At 64.9% G+C, this 15,598-nt stretch carries 13 protein-coding genes; 12 read left to right on the forward strand and 1 reads right to left on the reverse strand.

All coding sequences use genetic code 11. The features are described 5' to 3' along the window. The first annotated feature begins 9 nt into the window (after nucleotides 1-9). The 10 genes from B7G53_RS07675 (at nucleotide 10) to B7G53_RS07720 (ending at nucleotide 12,179) form a co-directional block, all read left to right on the forward strand. Nucleotides 10-1,125 (forward strand): response regulator, encoded by a 1,116-nt coding sequence (locus B7G53_RS07675; RefSeq protein ID WP_096665990.1) that lies wholly within the window; start codon nucleotides 10-12, stop codon nucleotides 1,123-1,125. A gap of 468 nt (nucleotides 1,126-1,593) precedes the next feature. Then, nucleotides 1,594-4,026, forward strand: coding sequence for a nitrite reductase large subunit NirB (gene nirB, locus B7G53_RS07680; protein ID WP_096665993.1), 2,433 nt, complete (start codon nucleotides 1,594-1,596; stop codon nucleotides 4,024-4,026). Between the two features lie 29 nt (nucleotides 4,027-4,055). After that, on the forward strand, nucleotides 4,056-4,838 hold the full coding sequence (locus tag B7G53_RS07685; protein WP_096665996.1) for a type IV pili methyl-accepting chemotaxis transducer N-terminal domain-containing protein: 783 nt from the start codon (nucleotides 4,056-4,058) through the stop codon (nucleotides 4,836-4,838). A 16-nt stretch (nucleotides 4,839-4,854) separates the two neighbouring features. Further along, nucleotides 4,855-5,277 carry a nitrite reductase small subunit NirD gene (nirD, locus tag B7G53_RS07690; RefSeq protein WP_096665999.1) on the forward strand — a complete coding sequence of 141 codons (423 nt, stop codon included), beginning with the start codon at nucleotides 4,855-4,857 and terminating at the stop codon, nucleotides 5,275-5,277. Further along, nucleotides 5,277-8,168, forward strand: a complete 2,892-nt coding sequence (locus B7G53_RS07695; RefSeq protein ID WP_096666002.1) for a nitrate reductase — start codon at nucleotides 5,277-5,279, stop codon at nucleotides 8,166-8,168. Before nirD ends, B7G53_RS07695 begins: the two co-directional genes overlap by 1 nt. Before the next feature lie 56 nt (nucleotides 8,169-8,224). Beyond that, nucleotides 8,225-9,130 carry a DNA-binding protein YbiB gene (ybiB, locus tag B7G53_RS07700; RefSeq protein WP_096666005.1) on the forward strand — a complete coding sequence of 302 codons (906 nt, stop codon included), beginning with the start codon at nucleotides 8,225-8,227 and terminating at the stop codon, nucleotides 9,128-9,130. After that, nucleotides 9,127-9,930, forward strand: a complete 804-nt coding sequence (cobA, locus tag B7G53_RS07705) for a uroporphyrinogen-III C-methyltransferase (protein ID WP_096666008.1) — start codon at nucleotides 9,127-9,129, stop codon at nucleotides 9,928-9,930. The genes ybiB and cobA overlap by 4 nt, the downstream gene beginning before the upstream one ends. A 109-nt stretch (nucleotides 9,931-10,039) precedes the next feature. Beyond that, nucleotides 10,040-11,293, forward strand: a complete 1,254-nt coding sequence (locus tag B7G53_RS07710; RefSeq protein ID WP_176491312.1) for an NAD(P)/FAD-dependent oxidoreductase — start codon at nucleotides 10,040-10,042, stop codon at nucleotides 11,291-11,293. A 141-nt stretch (nucleotides 11,294-11,434) separates the two neighbouring features. After that, nucleotides 11,435-11,647, forward strand: coding sequence for a 30S ribosomal protein S21 (gene rpsU, locus B7G53_RS07715; RefSeq protein WP_007872347.1), 213 nt, complete (start codon nucleotides 11,435-11,437; stop codon nucleotides 11,645-11,647). Nucleotides 11,648-11,732: 85 nt separating this feature from the next. After that, nucleotides 11,733-12,179 carry a GatB/YqeY domain-containing protein gene (locus tag B7G53_RS07720; RefSeq protein WP_096666012.1) on the forward strand — a complete coding sequence of 149 codons (447 nt, stop codon included), beginning with the start codon at nucleotides 11,733-11,735 and terminating at the stop codon, nucleotides 12,177-12,179. A gap of 211 nt (nucleotides 12,180-12,390) precedes the next feature. On the opposite strand, the gene pmbA is transcribed toward B7G53_RS07720, so the two are convergent. Continuing rightward, nucleotides 12,391-13,803, reverse strand: a complete 1,413-nt coding sequence (gene pmbA / locus B7G53_RS07725; RefSeq protein ID WP_096666015.1) for a metalloprotease PmbA — start codon at nucleotides 13,801-13,803, stop codon at nucleotides 12,391-12,393. Nucleotides 13,804-13,828: 25 nt separating this feature from the next. Between pmbA and yjgA the strand changes: the two genes are divergently transcribed. Together yjgA and mog are read left to right on the forward strand one after the other, a co-directional pair. Further along, on the forward strand, nucleotides 13,829-14,416 hold the full coding sequence (yjgA, locus tag B7G53_RS07730) for a ribosome biogenesis factor YjgA (protein WP_255249936.1): 588 nt from the start codon (nucleotides 13,829-13,831) through the stop codon (nucleotides 14,414-14,416). A 2-nt stretch (nucleotides 14,417-14,418) separates the two neighbouring features. Further along, nucleotides 14,419-15,009, forward strand: a complete 591-nt coding sequence (mog, locus tag B7G53_RS07735) for a molybdopterin adenylyltransferase (RefSeq protein WP_096666022.1) — start codon at nucleotides 14,419-14,421, stop codon at nucleotides 15,007-15,009. Nucleotides 15,010-15,598 lie beyond the last annotated feature (589 nt).

The following is a 15,598-nucleotide window of genomic DNA, read 5'->3' on the forward strand; positions in this document are numbered from 1 at the left end:
AATGAAGAGATGGCCCTGATTGTGGTCATCGATGACGACGAGGCGATCCGTACCCTGATCGCTACCGCCCTGCGCCTTGAAGGCTATGAGGTGGCGGAGGCGGACAACGGCGCCTCCGGGCTGGCGCTGGTGCGGAGCAATGCGCCAGACCTGGTCGTCAGTGATGTCAACATGCCGGTGATGGACGGTTTTGCCATGCTGCAGGCGCTGCGCACCGACCCCGCCATCCAGGCCACGCCCGTCATCCTGCTGACCTCGCTGCAGGAACGCGCACATGTCCGCACCGGCATGACCAGCGGCGCCGACGACTACCTGACCAAACCCCTGGTTTTCGGGGAGCTGCTCGAAGCAACCGCCGCCCAGCTCAACAAGCAGCTGATGCGCCAGTCCGTCCAGCAGCAGGCCGTCGGTGCGGCGGTCGGTGAAGCACTGAAGGAACAGGAAAAAAAGCTGGGCCGCCTCTACGAAAAACGGATGCTGGCCGAACTCGCCGACAAATGGCCCTCGGCACAGGCGCTGGTCACGGACCGGCGGTTTTCCAGCGCCAGCGTGCTTTTTGTCGACGTGGTTAATTTCCCGGCGCTGGCTGAAAAACTCTCCAGCACGGAACTCAGCGAGGTCGTGCGCGAGTTCTACAAAAATGCGGGCGACACCCTTTATCTCTTCGGCGTCTTCCACATGCAGTTTGTCGGCGAAGGCCTGCTGGCCGTGTTTGTGGACAGCACGGACACCGACACCGTCAACCATGGCCTGCGTGCCACCCGGGCGGCCCTGGGCCTGATCGACGCCGCCCAGCGGGTGCAGGGCTTTTTGCTCAGCCATTTTGCCGGGCGCTCGCTGCCGCGTTTTGAAATCTGCGTGGGCCTGAACAGCGGCCCCGTGACGCTGGCCAAACTGGAGGACCCGCTGTGGGGCAGCGCGCAGGTCCTGCCGGTCGGCGACAGCGTCAGCACCACCCTGCAGCTGCAGAAACAGGCGACCTCGGCCGGCTGGAAGATTGCGGCGAGCGCCAGCTTGCTGCGCGAGGTCGCCGGCACCGTGAAAACAGGCCGGCGCAAGCGCTTTTCCCTGCCGGGCCGCAGCGGTGTCATGGACGGCACCGAAGTGCTGGGCATCGCGCTTTAAGCGTCAGGACCTCTCTTCAGTCAGCTTCCCGCGAACGGGTACAAGGAGCGCGACGCGGACAGGCCCTGCACCATGACAAGCCCTGTGCATGCCCGCCTTTGGTGCGGGTGGCGAGCAGTCCGGGCAAATCTGGCAACCAGCGCTGTGTCAGACAGACATGCCGCGCACGGGGCAGAACCGGCCGGCCCTCCCGGGCGCGCCACGGCCACGCCCTCAGGCCCGTCACTGACGCCAGCGCATGGCACAACTTTTGCGTAAGCCTTCACGGGCGCAACGACGCGTCCACCCGCAACCAGCACACTGCGGGTTCTGCGCATAACGACGTGCGTATTGGTGTACCTCATGCCGGCCACAGCCGGGTCCCTGTTCTGCAGGAGAGAGCATCATGGTTTTTACCTCCCCTTTTTCGCAAGCCGGCATGGCTTTGGCGCTTGCGCCGACGGCACCGGCCCCCACTGGAGTGGCACGATGAAAAAATCAAAACTGGTCATGGTCGGCAACGGCATGGCGGGCGTCCGTACCATCGAGGAACTGCTCAAGGTCGCGCCCGAGCTGTATGACATCACGGTGTTCGGCGCCGAGCCGCACCCCAACTACAACCGCATCCTGCTGTCCCCCGTGCTGGCCGGCGAACAGACACTCGACGAAATCGTCCTCAACAGCTGGGACTGGTACAAGGACAACCACATCACCCTGCACGCCGGCAAGAAGGTTGTCGAGGTGGACCGCATCAAACGCATCGTGCGCGCCGAAGACGGCACCGAAGAAGAGTACGACCGCCTGCTGATGTGCACCGGCTCCAACCCCTTCATCCTGCCGGTGCCCGGCAAGGACCTGCAGGGCGTGATCGCCTACCGCGACATCGCCGACACCAACGAAATGATTGCAGCGTCGGAAAAATACAAAAAAGCCGTGGTCATCGGTGGCGGCCTGCTCGGCCTGGAAGCGGCCAACGGCCTGATGCTGCGCGGCATGGCTGTCAGCGTGGTGCATGTGATGCCGACGCTGATGGAGCGCCAGCTCGACAGCGTGGCCGGCAAGCTGCTGCAGAAATCGCTGGAAGAGCGCGGACTGACCTTCCTGATGGGAGCGCAGACCCAGGAACTGGTGGGTGGACCGGACGGCCGTGTCACCGCCATCAAATTCAAGGACGGCACGGAAGTGGCCACGGACCTGGTGGTCATGGCGGTCGGCATACGCCCGAACACGCAGCTGGCCGAAACCATGCGCCTGCATTGCAACAAGGGCATTGTGGTCAACGACACCATGCAGACGGTCACCGACGCCCGCATCTACAGCGTGGGCGAATGCGCGGCGCACCGTGGCATCGCCTACGGCCTGGTGGCGCCGCTGTTCGAGCAGGCCAAGGTGGCGGCCAACCACCTGGCGCAGTTCGGCATCGGCCGCTACACCGGTTCGCTGACATCGACCAAACTGAAAGTGACCGGCATCGACCTGTTCTCGGCCGGCGAATTCATGGGCGGCGAAGGCACGGAAGAAATTGTCATGAGCGACCCCTTCGGCGGCGTGTACAAAAAGCTGGTCATCCGGGACGACAAGCTGATTGGCGCCTGCCTCTACGGCGACACCGTGGACGGCTCGTATTACTTCAAGCTGCTGCGCGACGGCCGCAGTGTCGGCGACATCCGCGACCGGCTGATGTTCGGCGAGTCCAACATCGGCGATGCCGGCCACGAAGGGCACAACAAGGCCGCGGCCATGCCCGATGAAGCCGAAGTCTGCGGCTGCAACGGCGTGACCAAGGGCACGATCTGCAAGGCCATCAAGGAAAAAGGCCTGTTCACGCTCGACGAGGTGCGCAAACACACCAAGGCCAGCGCGTCCTGCGGTTCCTGCACCGGCCTGGTCGAGCAGATCCTGATGGCCACCGCCGGCGGCGACTACTCGGCCACGCCCAAGCTCAAGGCGATGTGCGGCTGCACCGACCATGGCCACCAGGCGGTGCGCGACGCGATCCGCGCCAACAAGCTACTGAGCATTGCGGAGGTCTACCAGTTCATGGAATGGCGCACGCCGAACGGCTGCGCGTCCTGCCGGCCGGCCGTCAACTACTACCTGATCAGCACCTGGCCCAAGGAAGCGAAAGACGACCCGCAAAGCCGCTACATCAACGAACGCAGCCATGCCAACATCCAGAAGGACGGCACCTACAGCGTGATCCCGCGCATGTGGGGCGGCGAAACCACGGCCAGCGAGCTGCGCCGCATCGCCGATGCGGTGGACAAGTACAAGATCCCGACCGTCAAGGTCACCGGCGGCCAGCGCATCGATCTGCTGGGTGTGAAAAAGGAAGACCTGCAGAACGTCTGGAAAGACATCGGCATGCCGTCCGGCCACGCCTACGCCAAGGCGCTGCGCACGGTGAAGACCTGTGTCGGCAGCGAGTGGTGCCGCATGGGTACGCAGGACAGCACGCAGATGGGCAAGGACCTGGAGCGCGCCATGTGGCGCATGTACGCGCCGCACAAGGTCAAGTTCGCGGTCAGCGGCTGCCCGCGCAACTGCGCCGAGTCGGGCATCAAGGACGTCGGCATCATCGGTGTCGATTCCGGCTGGGAGATGTACATCGCCGGCAACGGCGGCATCAAGACCGAGGTGGCGCACTTTTTCACGAAGCTGAAAACAGCTGCCGAGGTGCTGGAATACACCGGCGCCTTCTGCGAGCTCTACCGCCAGGAGGGCTGGTACCTCGAGCGCACGGTGCACTACGTCAACCGCGTCGGCCTCGACTACGTGAAGAAAAAAATTCTCGACGACCATGAAGGTCGCAAGGCCCTGTGGGAGCGGCTGCAGTTTGCGCTCGATGGCGAACCCGATCCGTGGTTCGACCTGAAGGAAGCGGCCGTTGATACGCGGCAGTTTTCCGCACTTCCCGCTTGAAGCCCGCGATGTTCAGGATGAAAACACCGATGACCTACTCCCTTCAGCGCCGCGTTTTCTGCGGCTTCGCCCTGGCTGCCGTGGTCCCCGTCCACGCCCAGGTTGCCGGACTCGGCGACGCCATCAACAAGGCTGGACGCCAGCGCATGCTGTCGCAGCGCATGAGCAAGGCCTGGTTCGGCCTGGGCCAGGGCATCCAGGCTGAAACTGCCCGCCGTGTACTGGACCAGTCCATGGCCCTGTTCGACCGGCAACTGGTCGAACTCAAGACGTTTGCACCGGCCGGCGAAACCCGCGATACCTACGTCTTGCTGGAATCGGCCTGGTCGGACTACAAAAGCCTGCTGGTCGGCGCCGTGCCGTTGCAGGACCGAGCCAAGTCGGTGCTCGACCAGGCCGGCAAGGTGCTGGCCCTGGCACACAAAGGCACAGGACTGTTCGAGCAGCAGGCCGGCAAGCCGGGTGCCAAGCTGGTGAACGTCGCAGGCCGGCAGCGCATGTTGTCACAGCGCATGGCGCAGTTCTACCTGGCCAACAGCTGGAACGTGGAAAGCGCACTGAGCCTGCGGGAAATCAGCAAGGCGCGCGAAGAGTTTGTGCCGGCGCTGGAACTGCTGCGCAATGCGCCGGAGGCCACCGCCGAGATCAGGCAGGAGCTGGTCCTGGCCGACAACCAGTGGCTCTTCTTCGACAACGCGCTGAAGGCCCGCGTGACGAGCCTCAAGGCCGCCGCCGATGTTTTTGTGAGCAGCGAAAACCTGCTTCAGGTCATGGACCGGGTCACCGGCATGTACGCCCGCGTTCTCGGCTAGAAATAAAGGGCCCCTCATGAGCGAATGGAAAAAAATCTGTCTGGTGACCGACATCCCTGTGCTGGGCGCGCGCCGCGTGGCGCGGGAGCGCGGCATCGACGTCGCAGTTTTCCGCAACGCCGACGACCAGGTGTTTGCGTTGCTGGATCGCTGCCCGCACAAGGGCGGCCCGCTGTCGCAGGGCATCGTGTTCGGTACCAGCGTGGCCTGCCCGCTGCACAACTGGACCATCGGCCTGGCCGACGGCTGCGCCCAGGGCGCCGATGAAGGCTGCACGCCGAAATTTGCCTGCAAGGTAGAGGCCGGCCAGGTGCTGCTGGACCCGATCGAGCTGGCCACGCTGGCCCTGGACCTGGTACCGCCGCGCGCCGGCCCCTGTGCATCCACAGGCGCACTGGGCGACGAGACCTTTGACGTGCAGGCTCCGCAGACCGCGTGATGCCCAAGGAAACCAGATCCACCTGCCCTTACTGTGGGGTGGGATGTGGTGTGATCATCGAGTCCCAGGGCGACGAGATCACGGGTGTGCGCGGCGACCCCGATCACCCGGCCAATTTCGGGCGACTCTGCACCAAGGGCTCGACCCTGCACCTGACGGCCTCGAACATCGTCACGCGCCAGACCCGGTTGCTGCACCCGATGCAGCGCGAGCAGCGCGGCGCCGCGCCGCAGCGCATCAGCTGGGACAGCGCGCTGGATGTGGCCAGCGAAGGTTTCGCGCGCATCATCCGCGAACACGGGCCGGACGCGGTCGGCTTCTACATCTCCGGCCAGTTGCTGACCGAGGACTATTACGTCTTCAACAAGCTCGCCAAGGGCCTGATCGGCACCAACAACATCGACACCAACTCGCGCCTGTGCATGAGCAGCGCGGTGGCGGGCTACAAGCAGACCCTGGGCGCCGACGCGCCGCCCAGCTGTTACGACGACGTCAACCATGCGCAGTGCATCTTCATCGTCGGCAGCAACACCGCCTACGCGCACCCCATCCTGTTCCGCCGCATCGAGGACGCCAAGGCCGCCAACCCGGCCATGAAAATCATCTTCTGCGACCCGCGCCGCACCGACACCGCGGGCATCGCCGACCTCTACCTGCCCATCCAGCCCGGCACCGACGTCGCGCTGTTCAACGGCATGCTGCACATCATGCTGTGGGAAGGCTGGACACAAGCGGCTTACATCGCCGAACACACGGGCGGCTTCGACGCGCTGAAAACCACGGTGCGCGACTACACGCCCGACCTGGTGTCGCAGACCTGCGGCATCACGAAAGACGATCTGTTCACCGCCGCGAAACTGTTCGCCACCTCGGCCTCTACCCTGAGCCTGTACTGCCAGGGCCTGAACCAGTCGAGCAGTGGCACTGCCAAGAACGCGGCACTGATCAACCTGCACCTGGCCACCGCGCAGATCGGCAAGCCTGGCGCCGGGCCGTTTTCACTGACCGGTCAGCCCAATGCCATGGGGGGGCGTGAGGTCGGCGGCCTGGCGAACCTGCTCAGCGCCCACCGCGACCTGGCCAACCCGCAGCACCGCGCCGAAGTCGCCACACTCTGGGGCATCCCTTCGGTGCCTGACCAGCCCGGCAAGACCGCCGTGGAAATGTTCCAGGCCGCGGCCGACGGCGAGATCAAGGCGCTGTGGATCGCCTGCACCAACCCGGCGCAGTCCATGCCCGACCAGGCCACCGTGCGCCGGGCGTTGCAGCGTGCAGAGCTGGTCATCGTGCAGGAAGCCTTTGCCACGCCGGCCACCTGCGACTACGCCGACCTGCTGCTGCCGGCCACCACCTGGGGCGAAAAAACCGGCACCGTGACCAACAGCGAGCGCCGCATCAGCCGCGTGCGTCCGGCGGTGGCCGCGCCGGGTGAAACGCGGCACGACTGGTCGATTGCCGTGGTTTTTGCGCAGCGGCTTGAAAAACTGCTGCCGGTGCAAAAAATCAGCACGCTGTTTCCCTGGTCCGCCGGCGACGAGGCCGCCGCCGTGGAGGGCATCTGGAACGAACACCGCGAATCCACGCGCGGGCGTGACCTCGACATCACCGGCATGAGTTACGCCATGCTGGACACCGCGCCGCAGCAGTGGCCACTCAAGGAAGGTGAAAACACCGGCAAGGTGCGGCTTTACGAAGACGGCATCTTCCCGACCGACGACGGCAAGGCGCGTTTCGTGAACACGGTGTACAAGCCGGCGGCCGAGCCGCGCGAATCGCGTTACCCCTTCTCGCTGACCACCGGCCGGCTGCGCGACCAGTGGCACGGCATGAGCCGCACCGGCACGCTGGGCCGCCTGTTCGGCCATGTGGCCGAGCCGGCCCTCCAGATGAATGCGCAGGACATGGCGCGCCGCCTGCTCAAAGACGGCGACCTGGTCTACGTGACGTCCAAACGCGGCTCCATCGTGGTGCCGCTGCAGGCTTCACCCGAAGTGGCGGTCAGCCAGGCCTTCATGGCCATGCACTGGGGCGGGGAGTACCTGAGCGGCCTGTCCAGCAGCGGCGAACCGCTGGCCGGTGTCAACGCGCTGACCACTTCCGCCTACTGCCCGAGTTCCAAACAGCCCGAACTCAAACACGTGGCCGTCAAGATCCTCAAGGCCGAGCTGCCCTGGTCGCTGCTGGCCATGGCCTGGCTGCCGCAAGACCAGGCGCTGGCGGCGCGCGAGCAGCTCAAACCGCTGATGGCGAGTTTTGCCTTCAGCAGCTGCGTGCCTTTCTCCAACGAGGTGCCGCTGGGAGAAGCCGGCCGCCAGCGCACAGGCGTGCTGTTTCGCGCTGCCGGTTTTGAAGCGCCGCCCGAAGGCCTGCTGCAAAAAATCGAAAGCATTCTCGGCCTGGGCGGCGCTGATGCCCTGCGCTACGTGGACAGGAAAAAAGGCCAACACCGCACGGCGCGGTTGGTGCACAGGGGCGAAGACGCCGAGCTGGCCGGCTTTGTCCTCGCCGGGGATGTCAGCGCGCAAGCCTGGATCAAGACCCTGCTGCAGGACGAACTGCCGGCGCAGAGTTATGGCCGGCTGTTGCTGCTGCCGGGTGCCAAGGCACCGGTGGCCCTGCAGGCGCGCGGCAAACCGGTGTGCACCTGTTTCAGCGTCACCGATGCCGAGATCGGCGCCTGCCTGACGGACATCACCCACGCGGTCGGCGGCGCCGGCTACCTGGCCAGCGACGACGAACGGCTGCAGGCGCTGCAGGACAAGCTCAAATGCGGCACCAACTGCGGCTCCTGCGTACCCGAGATCAAGCGCCTCATCCGGACCGCCGGCCAAGCCCGGCCCGCGGCCGCCAGCGGCGGCCGGCCCGTGATCCCGATCAAGGTACTCGCCTGAAGAACACCGGCTTAAGCTCATAACGGAAAGTTATCTGCCTTCGCCGACAATCACGCATGTCCATCGCTCAGTACATCAAGGTCATAGGCCGCGGCAAAGACGGCGCACGGCCGCTCACGCGTGAGCAGGCAGCCGACCTGTTCGGCCAGGTGCTTGACGGCACGGTGACCGACCTGGAGATAGGCGGCTTCTGCCTGGCCATGCGCATCAAGGGCGAAACACCCGAAGAGATGGCGGGTTTCCTGGACGCCACTTACCAGCGCATGCGGCGTTTTCCGGCAAGCAACCGACCCGTGGTGGTGCTGCCGAGTTACAACGGCGCGCGCAAGCTGCCGGTGCTGACGCCCTTGCTGGCGCTGCTGCTGGCGCGCCACGGCCTGCCGGTGCTGGTGCACGGCACGGCCACCGAATCGAGCCGCATCTTTGCATCAGAAGTGCTCTCCGCCCTTGACATACATGCGCTGACAGCTATCAAGACCATAGCAGACGGCGAAGTCGTTTTTGCCGCCACCGAGCTGCTGTGCTCGGGCCTGAAACGCCTGCTCGATGTGCGGCGTGCCGTCGGCCTGCGCAACCCGGCGCACAGCCTGGTCAAGATCATGAACCCCTGCCAGGGCAAGGCGCTGGTGGTCAGCAGCTACACCCACCCCGAGTACGCGATCTCCATGGGCCAGACCTTCGAGCTGATTGAAGCCAACGCCCTGCTGCTGCGCGGTACCGAAGGCGAGGTCGTCGCCGATGCGCGCCGCACGCCGCAGATGCAGGCCTTCATCGCAGGCCGGCGCACCCTGCTGCAGGAAGCGCAGCCCGGCACCCTGGCGAGCGTGCCGGACCTGCCCGCCGCCATCGACAGTGACAGCACCGCCGCCTATATCCGCGCGGTGATGTCGGGCTCCGCTGCCGTACCGGCATCGATTGCCCGACAGGTGGAACATATCTTGCAACTGACATTGCAACTATGACCAGCAGCAAACACAAGCTCTCTTCCAACGGCCGGTGCACCCTGGTCGGCGCGGGTCCGGGCGACCCGGAACTGCTGACGCTCAAGGCGCTCAAGGCGATTCAGGCCGCCACCGTGCTGCTGGTCGATGACCTGGTCAGCGACGAGATCCTGGCTTATGCCAAGCCCAGTGCACGCATCGTGCATGTGGGCAAACGCGGCGGCTGCAAATCGACGCCGCAGGAGTTCATTGAAAAACTCATGGTCATGGCGGTGAAGGAAGGCGAAAACGTGGTGCGGCTCAAGGGCGGCGACCCCTTCATCTTCGGCCGCGGCGGCGAAGAGGTTGAACATCTGCAGGCCGCCGGCATCGCCGTCCAAGTCGTCAACGGTATCACCGCCGGCCTGGCCGCGGTGACCTCGTTGGGTGTGCCGCTGACGCATCGCCAGCATGCGCACGGCGTGGTGTTCGTCACCGGCCACGCCAAGCCGGGCGACGTGGGCACGGACTGGCGCGCGCTGGCTGACACGGCGCACAAGGCCAAACTCACGCTGGTGATCTACATGGGCGTCAGCGGCGCCGGGCGCATCCAGGACGAACTGCTGACCGGCCTGCCGGCGACCACGCCGGTGGCCGTGATCCAGAACGCCTCGCTGCCGACGCAGCGCCACATCACCACCACCTTGGGCCAGCTGGCCGATGCGATCGGCGCGTCCGGCCTGGCCAGCCCGTCGGTCATCGTCGTCGGCGATGTGATCAGCGGCGTGGCGGCGGCGGGCGAATTTCCGCAGAGCGCTCCGGCGCAGTTCCGCGCCGCCTGAACGTCACGGGCGCCGGGGAGGCCCGGCTACACTCCTGAGTCCCGGTCGGGCCAGGTTGCTATATATTTCATGGCTACTCTCGCCCGTACCTATTGGGCTGGAGGCCGATTTGACCCATAAATTTGACGTGGTGGTGGTGGGCGCCGGGGCAGCCGGGCTGTTCTGCGCCGGCATCGCCGGCCAGCGCGGCCTCAAGGTGCTGCTGGTGGACCACAGCGAGAAAGTCGCCGAAAAAATCCGCATCTCGGGCGGCGGCCGCTGCAACTTCACCAATCGCGACACCACACCGGCCAACTTCCTCAGCGAGAACCCGCATTTTTGCCGCTCGGCCCTGTCGCGCTACACGCCGCAGGAGTTCATGGCCCTGCTGCAGCGCCACGGCATCCCGTTTCATGAAAAACACAAGGGCCAGCTGTTTTGCGACCGTTCGGCCGAGGACGTGATCAACATGCTGCTGGCCGAGTGTGATGCCGGCGGCGTCACGCGCTGGCAGCCTTGCAGCATCAAAAGCATCACCGGCCCTGAGCAGCCGGGCGCAGGCAGCTACCAGATCGAGAGCGACCGCGGCCGCATCGAGGCACCGCAGGTGGTGATCGCCACCGGCGGCCTGTCCATCCCCAAAATCGGGGCCACCGATTTTGGTTACCGCATCGCGAAACAGTTCGGCCTGCGCCTGGTTGAGCCGCGCGCCGCGCTGGTGCCGCTGACCTTCGACGGCGAGGCCTGGGCACCGTATGCCCAGCTGGCCGGCTTGGCCCTGCCGGTGCGGATCGAAACCGGACCGCCGGATGCCACCCCGAAACAACGCAAAAAAGCCGTGGTCTTTGCCGAAGACCTGCTCTTCACCCACCGCGGCCTGAGCGGGCCGGCGGTGCTGCAGATCTCCAGCTTCTGGCGCGAAGGCCAGCCGGTGCGCATCAACCTCGCGCCCGGCGTGGACCTGCCCACCCTGCTGCTGCGCGCCAAGGCCAGCTCGAAAAAGCTGATCGCCAACGAGTTGGCGGCGCTGGTGCCCGCCCGTCTGGCCGATGCCTGGGCCAGCCGCGACCCGGCCTGGCAAAAACCCGTCAGTGAGGCCACCGACAAGGCCCTGACGACGCTGGCCGAGCGGCTGAGCGACTGGCAACTGACACCAACCGGCACCGAAGGCTACAAAAAAGCCGAAGTGACGCTGGGCGGCGTCGACACCCGGGATCTGTCATCCCAAACCATGGAGTCGAAGCAGCCGGGCCTGTATTTCATCGGCGAAATCGTCGACGTCACCGGCTGGCTCGGTGGTTACAATTTCCAGTGGGCCTGGGCGAGTGCCCACGCCTGCGCGATGGCTCTGGCGGAAAATTCGGGGGCAGTGGCAAAAAACTGACCCGGACGGGTGCGCCGCCCGTCGGTGTTTCAAGGACTTGCCTTGAAATCCCGCTATAATCTAAGGCTTTGCTAGCAAACCCGCGTCTGGCCTGATTCTGATCAGATCACTAAGGACGCAAAATTTTGGATCACTTCATCAATGACGACTATTCGTGTAAAAGACAATGAGCCCTTCGACGTGGCTCTGCGCCGTTTCAAGCGCACCATCGAAAAACTCGGTCTGCTGACCGACCTGCGCGCGCGCGAGTTCTACGAAAAGCCCACCGCCGAGCGCAAGCGTAAAAAAGCTGCTGCCGTCAAGCGCAACTACAAACGCATCCGCTCCATGCAGTTGCCCAAGAAGCTGTACTAAGCCAGTACACGCCTTCCGGCACCTCACCAAGCCCGCTGAAGGACGCTCCAGCGGGCTTTTTACTTTTTTACCGTTGGAGAAACCCATGTCCCTCAAAGACCAGATCACCGAAGACATGAAAACCGCCATGCGCGCCAAGGACAGCGAGCGCCTGGGCACCATCCGCCTGCTGCTGGCGGCGCTCAAGCAAAAAGAGGTGGACGAGCGCGTGGTGCTCGACGATGCCGCCGTGGTCGCTATCGTCGACAAGCTGATCAAGCAGCGCAAGGACTCGATCGAGGCCTTCCAGAAGGCCGAGCGCAAGGACCTGGCCGACAAGGAAGCCGCCGAACTGGTGGTGCTGCAGGCCTACCTGCCCGCGCGCCTGAGCGCCGAGGAGGTTGCTGCCGAGGTCAAGGCCATCGTTACCGAACTGGGTGCCAGCGGCCCCGGCGACATGGGCAAGGTCATGGGTGCGGTGAAAGCCAAACTCGCTGGCAAGGCCGACATGGGGCAGGTCTCAGCGGCGGTCAAAGCGGCTCTGGCTGGCTAAGAACAGCGACAGTTCGCGACAGCCCTCTTCAATCAAGCAGGGGCCGCGGATCTGGCTCTGCCAGTCCGCAGGCGCAGCGGCCCCCGAGGGGCTGGAGCCTGCGGCTCCAAACCTGCTTGAGCAGGTTTGGACAGGCGACAGAGGCGAAGCGTCTCGCGAGCCGCGGCCTGCAAGGCCTCGGGAGCTACGCGAAGCGAGCGAACGTGGGGGCTTAAGATCCGGCAATCTTCATCCGGTTGATGAGGATGGAGCCAACGCTCTTGGCACCGTAGTTGTAGACATCGGCACCCACGGCCTGGATGCCCATCAGCATGTCCTTGAGGTTGCCTGCAATCGTGATTTCTTCCACCGGAAAGGCAATCTGTCCTTTCTCGACCCAGAAACCCGAGGCGCCGCGCGAATAGTCGCCGGTCACGTAGTTCACGCCCTGGCCCATCAGCTCGGTCACAAACAGGCCGGTGCCCAGCTTTTTCAGCATGGCGTCGAGGTCGTCGCCGGCTTTGGTCTGGCGGCTGCTCAGCACCAGGTTGTGCGAGCCGCCGGCATTGCCGGTGGTGCGCATGCCGAGCTTGCGTGCCGAGTAGGTGCTTAAAAAGTAGCCGCGCACAATGCCGGCCTCGACCACCTGGCGTGCGCGCGTTTTCACGCCCTCTTCGTCAAACGGCGCGCTGCCCTTGCCCTTGCGCAGGTGCGGGTCTTCGCTGATGTCGATGTGCGCCGGAAATGCCGGTTTGCCGAGGCTGTTCAACAGGAAGGTGCTTTTGCGGTACAACGCGCCGCCGCTAACGGCCTGCACAAAGCCGCCCAGCAGGCCGGCGGCCAGCGGCGACTCGAACAGCACCGGGCACTGCACGGTCTTGATCTTGCGGCTGTTCAGGCGCGCCAGCGCGCGTTCGGCGGCGTAGCGGCCGACCGCCTCGGGGCTGGCCAGTTCGCTGGCGTCGCGCATGGAGCTGTACCAGGCATCACGCTGCATCTGGCTGCCCTTGCCCGCGATCGGCGCGACGGAGATGCTGTGGCGCGAGCTGGCGTACCCGCCGCGGAAACCGCGCGTGTGCGCGCTGAAAAAATGGCTTTGCTGGGCCGACACACCCGCGCCTTCGCTGTTGGTGATGCGCTTGCTGGTGGCCAAGGCGGCCGCCTCGCATTGCAGCGCCAGGCGGGCCGCGCCTTCCGAGTCGATGGCCCAGGGGTGGAACAGGTCCAGCTCGGGGTGCACACGTGCGATGTCGCGGTCGGCCGGCAGGCCGGAGGTCTTGTCTTCGGCGGTGAAACGCGCAATGTCATAGGCCGCCTTGACGGTCTGCTCGATCGCTGCCTTGGAAAAATCGCTGGTCGAGGCGTTGCCGCGTTTCTGGCCCACGTACACCGTGACGCCCAGCGACTTGTCGCGGTTGCGCTCGACGTTCTCAAGTTCACCCTTGCGCACGCTGACACTCAGGCCGCAACCTTCGGAAGCCTCGGCGGCAGCATCGGTGGCACCGATTTTTTTGGCGTGCGCAAGCGCGCTGTCCACCAGTTCCTCGAAAAAATCGCGGTGGTAACTGAAGCCCTTTTCCGGTTGGGAAGAAGGCCGGGCCGCCTGTTTGGCGCCGGAGGATGTCTTGGAAGTCTTGAGGGTCATATGGGTAGCTATGATACTGACTGCTATGAACAACAAGACTCCTAAGGCTATCAAGGGCTACTGGTCCCACGGCCGCTTCGTGAAACCCGAAGAAATTGCGCTGGAAGAGGTTGGCCCGCCCAGCAAGACCCAGCTCAAAGCCGAAGCCGACGAAAAACAGGCCCTCGGCGAAGCCCTGCTCACCCTGCGTGCCGACCTGATGGCGCGGCTGGACCTGCCCGAAAAACTGCTCGACGCCATCGCCCAGGCCCGGAAAATCACCAATTTCGAGGGCAAGCGGCGGCAGATGCAGTTCATCGGCAAGCTGATGCGCCCGCTGGACCCCGAACCGATTCGCGCGGCGATTGACGAGCAGAAAAACGGCTCGGCGCAGCTCACGCTGGCGCTGCACCTGGCCGAGCAGTGGCGCGACAAGCTGATCGCCTCCGACGATGCGCTGGGCGACTGGCTCAACGAACACCCGGACACCGACGCGCAGCAGCTGCGCGCCCTGGTGCGCCAGGCCCGCAAGGACGCCAAGCCCGAAAAGCCCGGCGAAGCGCCGCGCCACGGCAAGTCCTACCGCGAGATCTTCCAACTGGTGCGGCAGACGCTGGCGCCGGAGGCCCCCTGACCATGGCCCACGATGCAGTGAAAATCGGCATCGTCTCGGTCAGCGACCGGGCCTCCAGCGGCGTCTACGAAGACAAGGGCCTGCCCGCGCTGAAAGACTGGCTGGGCCGCGCGCTGCGCAACCCGATCGAGTTTGCCGAGCGCCTGATTCCCGATGAGCAGGCGCAGATCAGCGCCACCCTGATCGAGCTGGTCGATGCCGGCTGTTCGCTGGTGCTGACCACCGGCGGCACCGGCCCGGCGCTGCGCGACGTGACGCCCGAAGCAACGCTGGCGGTCGGCCACAAGGAAATGCCGGGTTTTGGCGAGCAGATGCGCCAGATCAGCCTGAAGTTCGTGCCCACCGCCATCCTGTCGCGCCAGGTCGCCGTGATCCGCGACCGGAGCCTGATCCTGAACCTGCCCGGCCAGCCCAAGGCGATTGCCGAAACACTCGAAGGCCTGAAAAATGCCGACGGTTCGCAGGCAGTCGCCGGCATTTTTGCCGCCGTGCCGTATTGCGTCGACCTGATTGGCGGGCCTTACCTGGAAACCGACGATGCGGTGTGCAAGGCGTTCCGGCCGAAGTCGGCGATTCGGGCGACTTCTGCCTGAGTCTTTGATCGAATCGGCACTTGGCCCTTGTTTGGCGGGCGCCACAAGCTATTAAATCAATAGCATCCCCAGCATCACGCTGCGTCGGTTGTCTGCCCTGGACAGTAGGCGCAACTCCCCACTCCCACCCCTAACCCCTGCCCTCGCCCCGCTGGGCGATGGAGGGGGACTTCATTTGGCAACGTGTGCTGCAACCGCGTGCAAATACACGACGGTCGCGTGCCCCCCGACATGACGCGCTGCGCGCGTCATGTCTCCCCGCACCCGCATTTGTTCCCCCACCCGTCGGGCTGGGCCGAGGAGCGCAGCCGAAAGCGGATCAGGGCGAGCGATTGTCTGAGCGAAGCGAGTTCGAACTCGACCCCGCTTTTGGCGAGCACCGCAGGTTGCCCGGAGCGAAGCGGAGGGACCCAGACCATCGGGTCGCCTTTTCTTTGGGTACTTTCTTTTGGCGAAGTGTATAGACCGGGGACATAGGTGACAGGTGTGCGGGGACATGGTTGACACTTTCCGGCGAATTTGCCGGAGGGTCACCATGCCTTGGAAAGCACAAGACACCATGAGTCTGAAACAGGAATTTGTTGCACTG

This window comes from Polaromonas sp. AET17H-212, from assembly GCF_002379085.1.
In the GTDB taxonomy this organism is placed as follows: Bacteria; Pseudomonadota; Gammaproteobacteria; order Burkholderiales; family Burkholderiaceae_C; genus Polaromonas.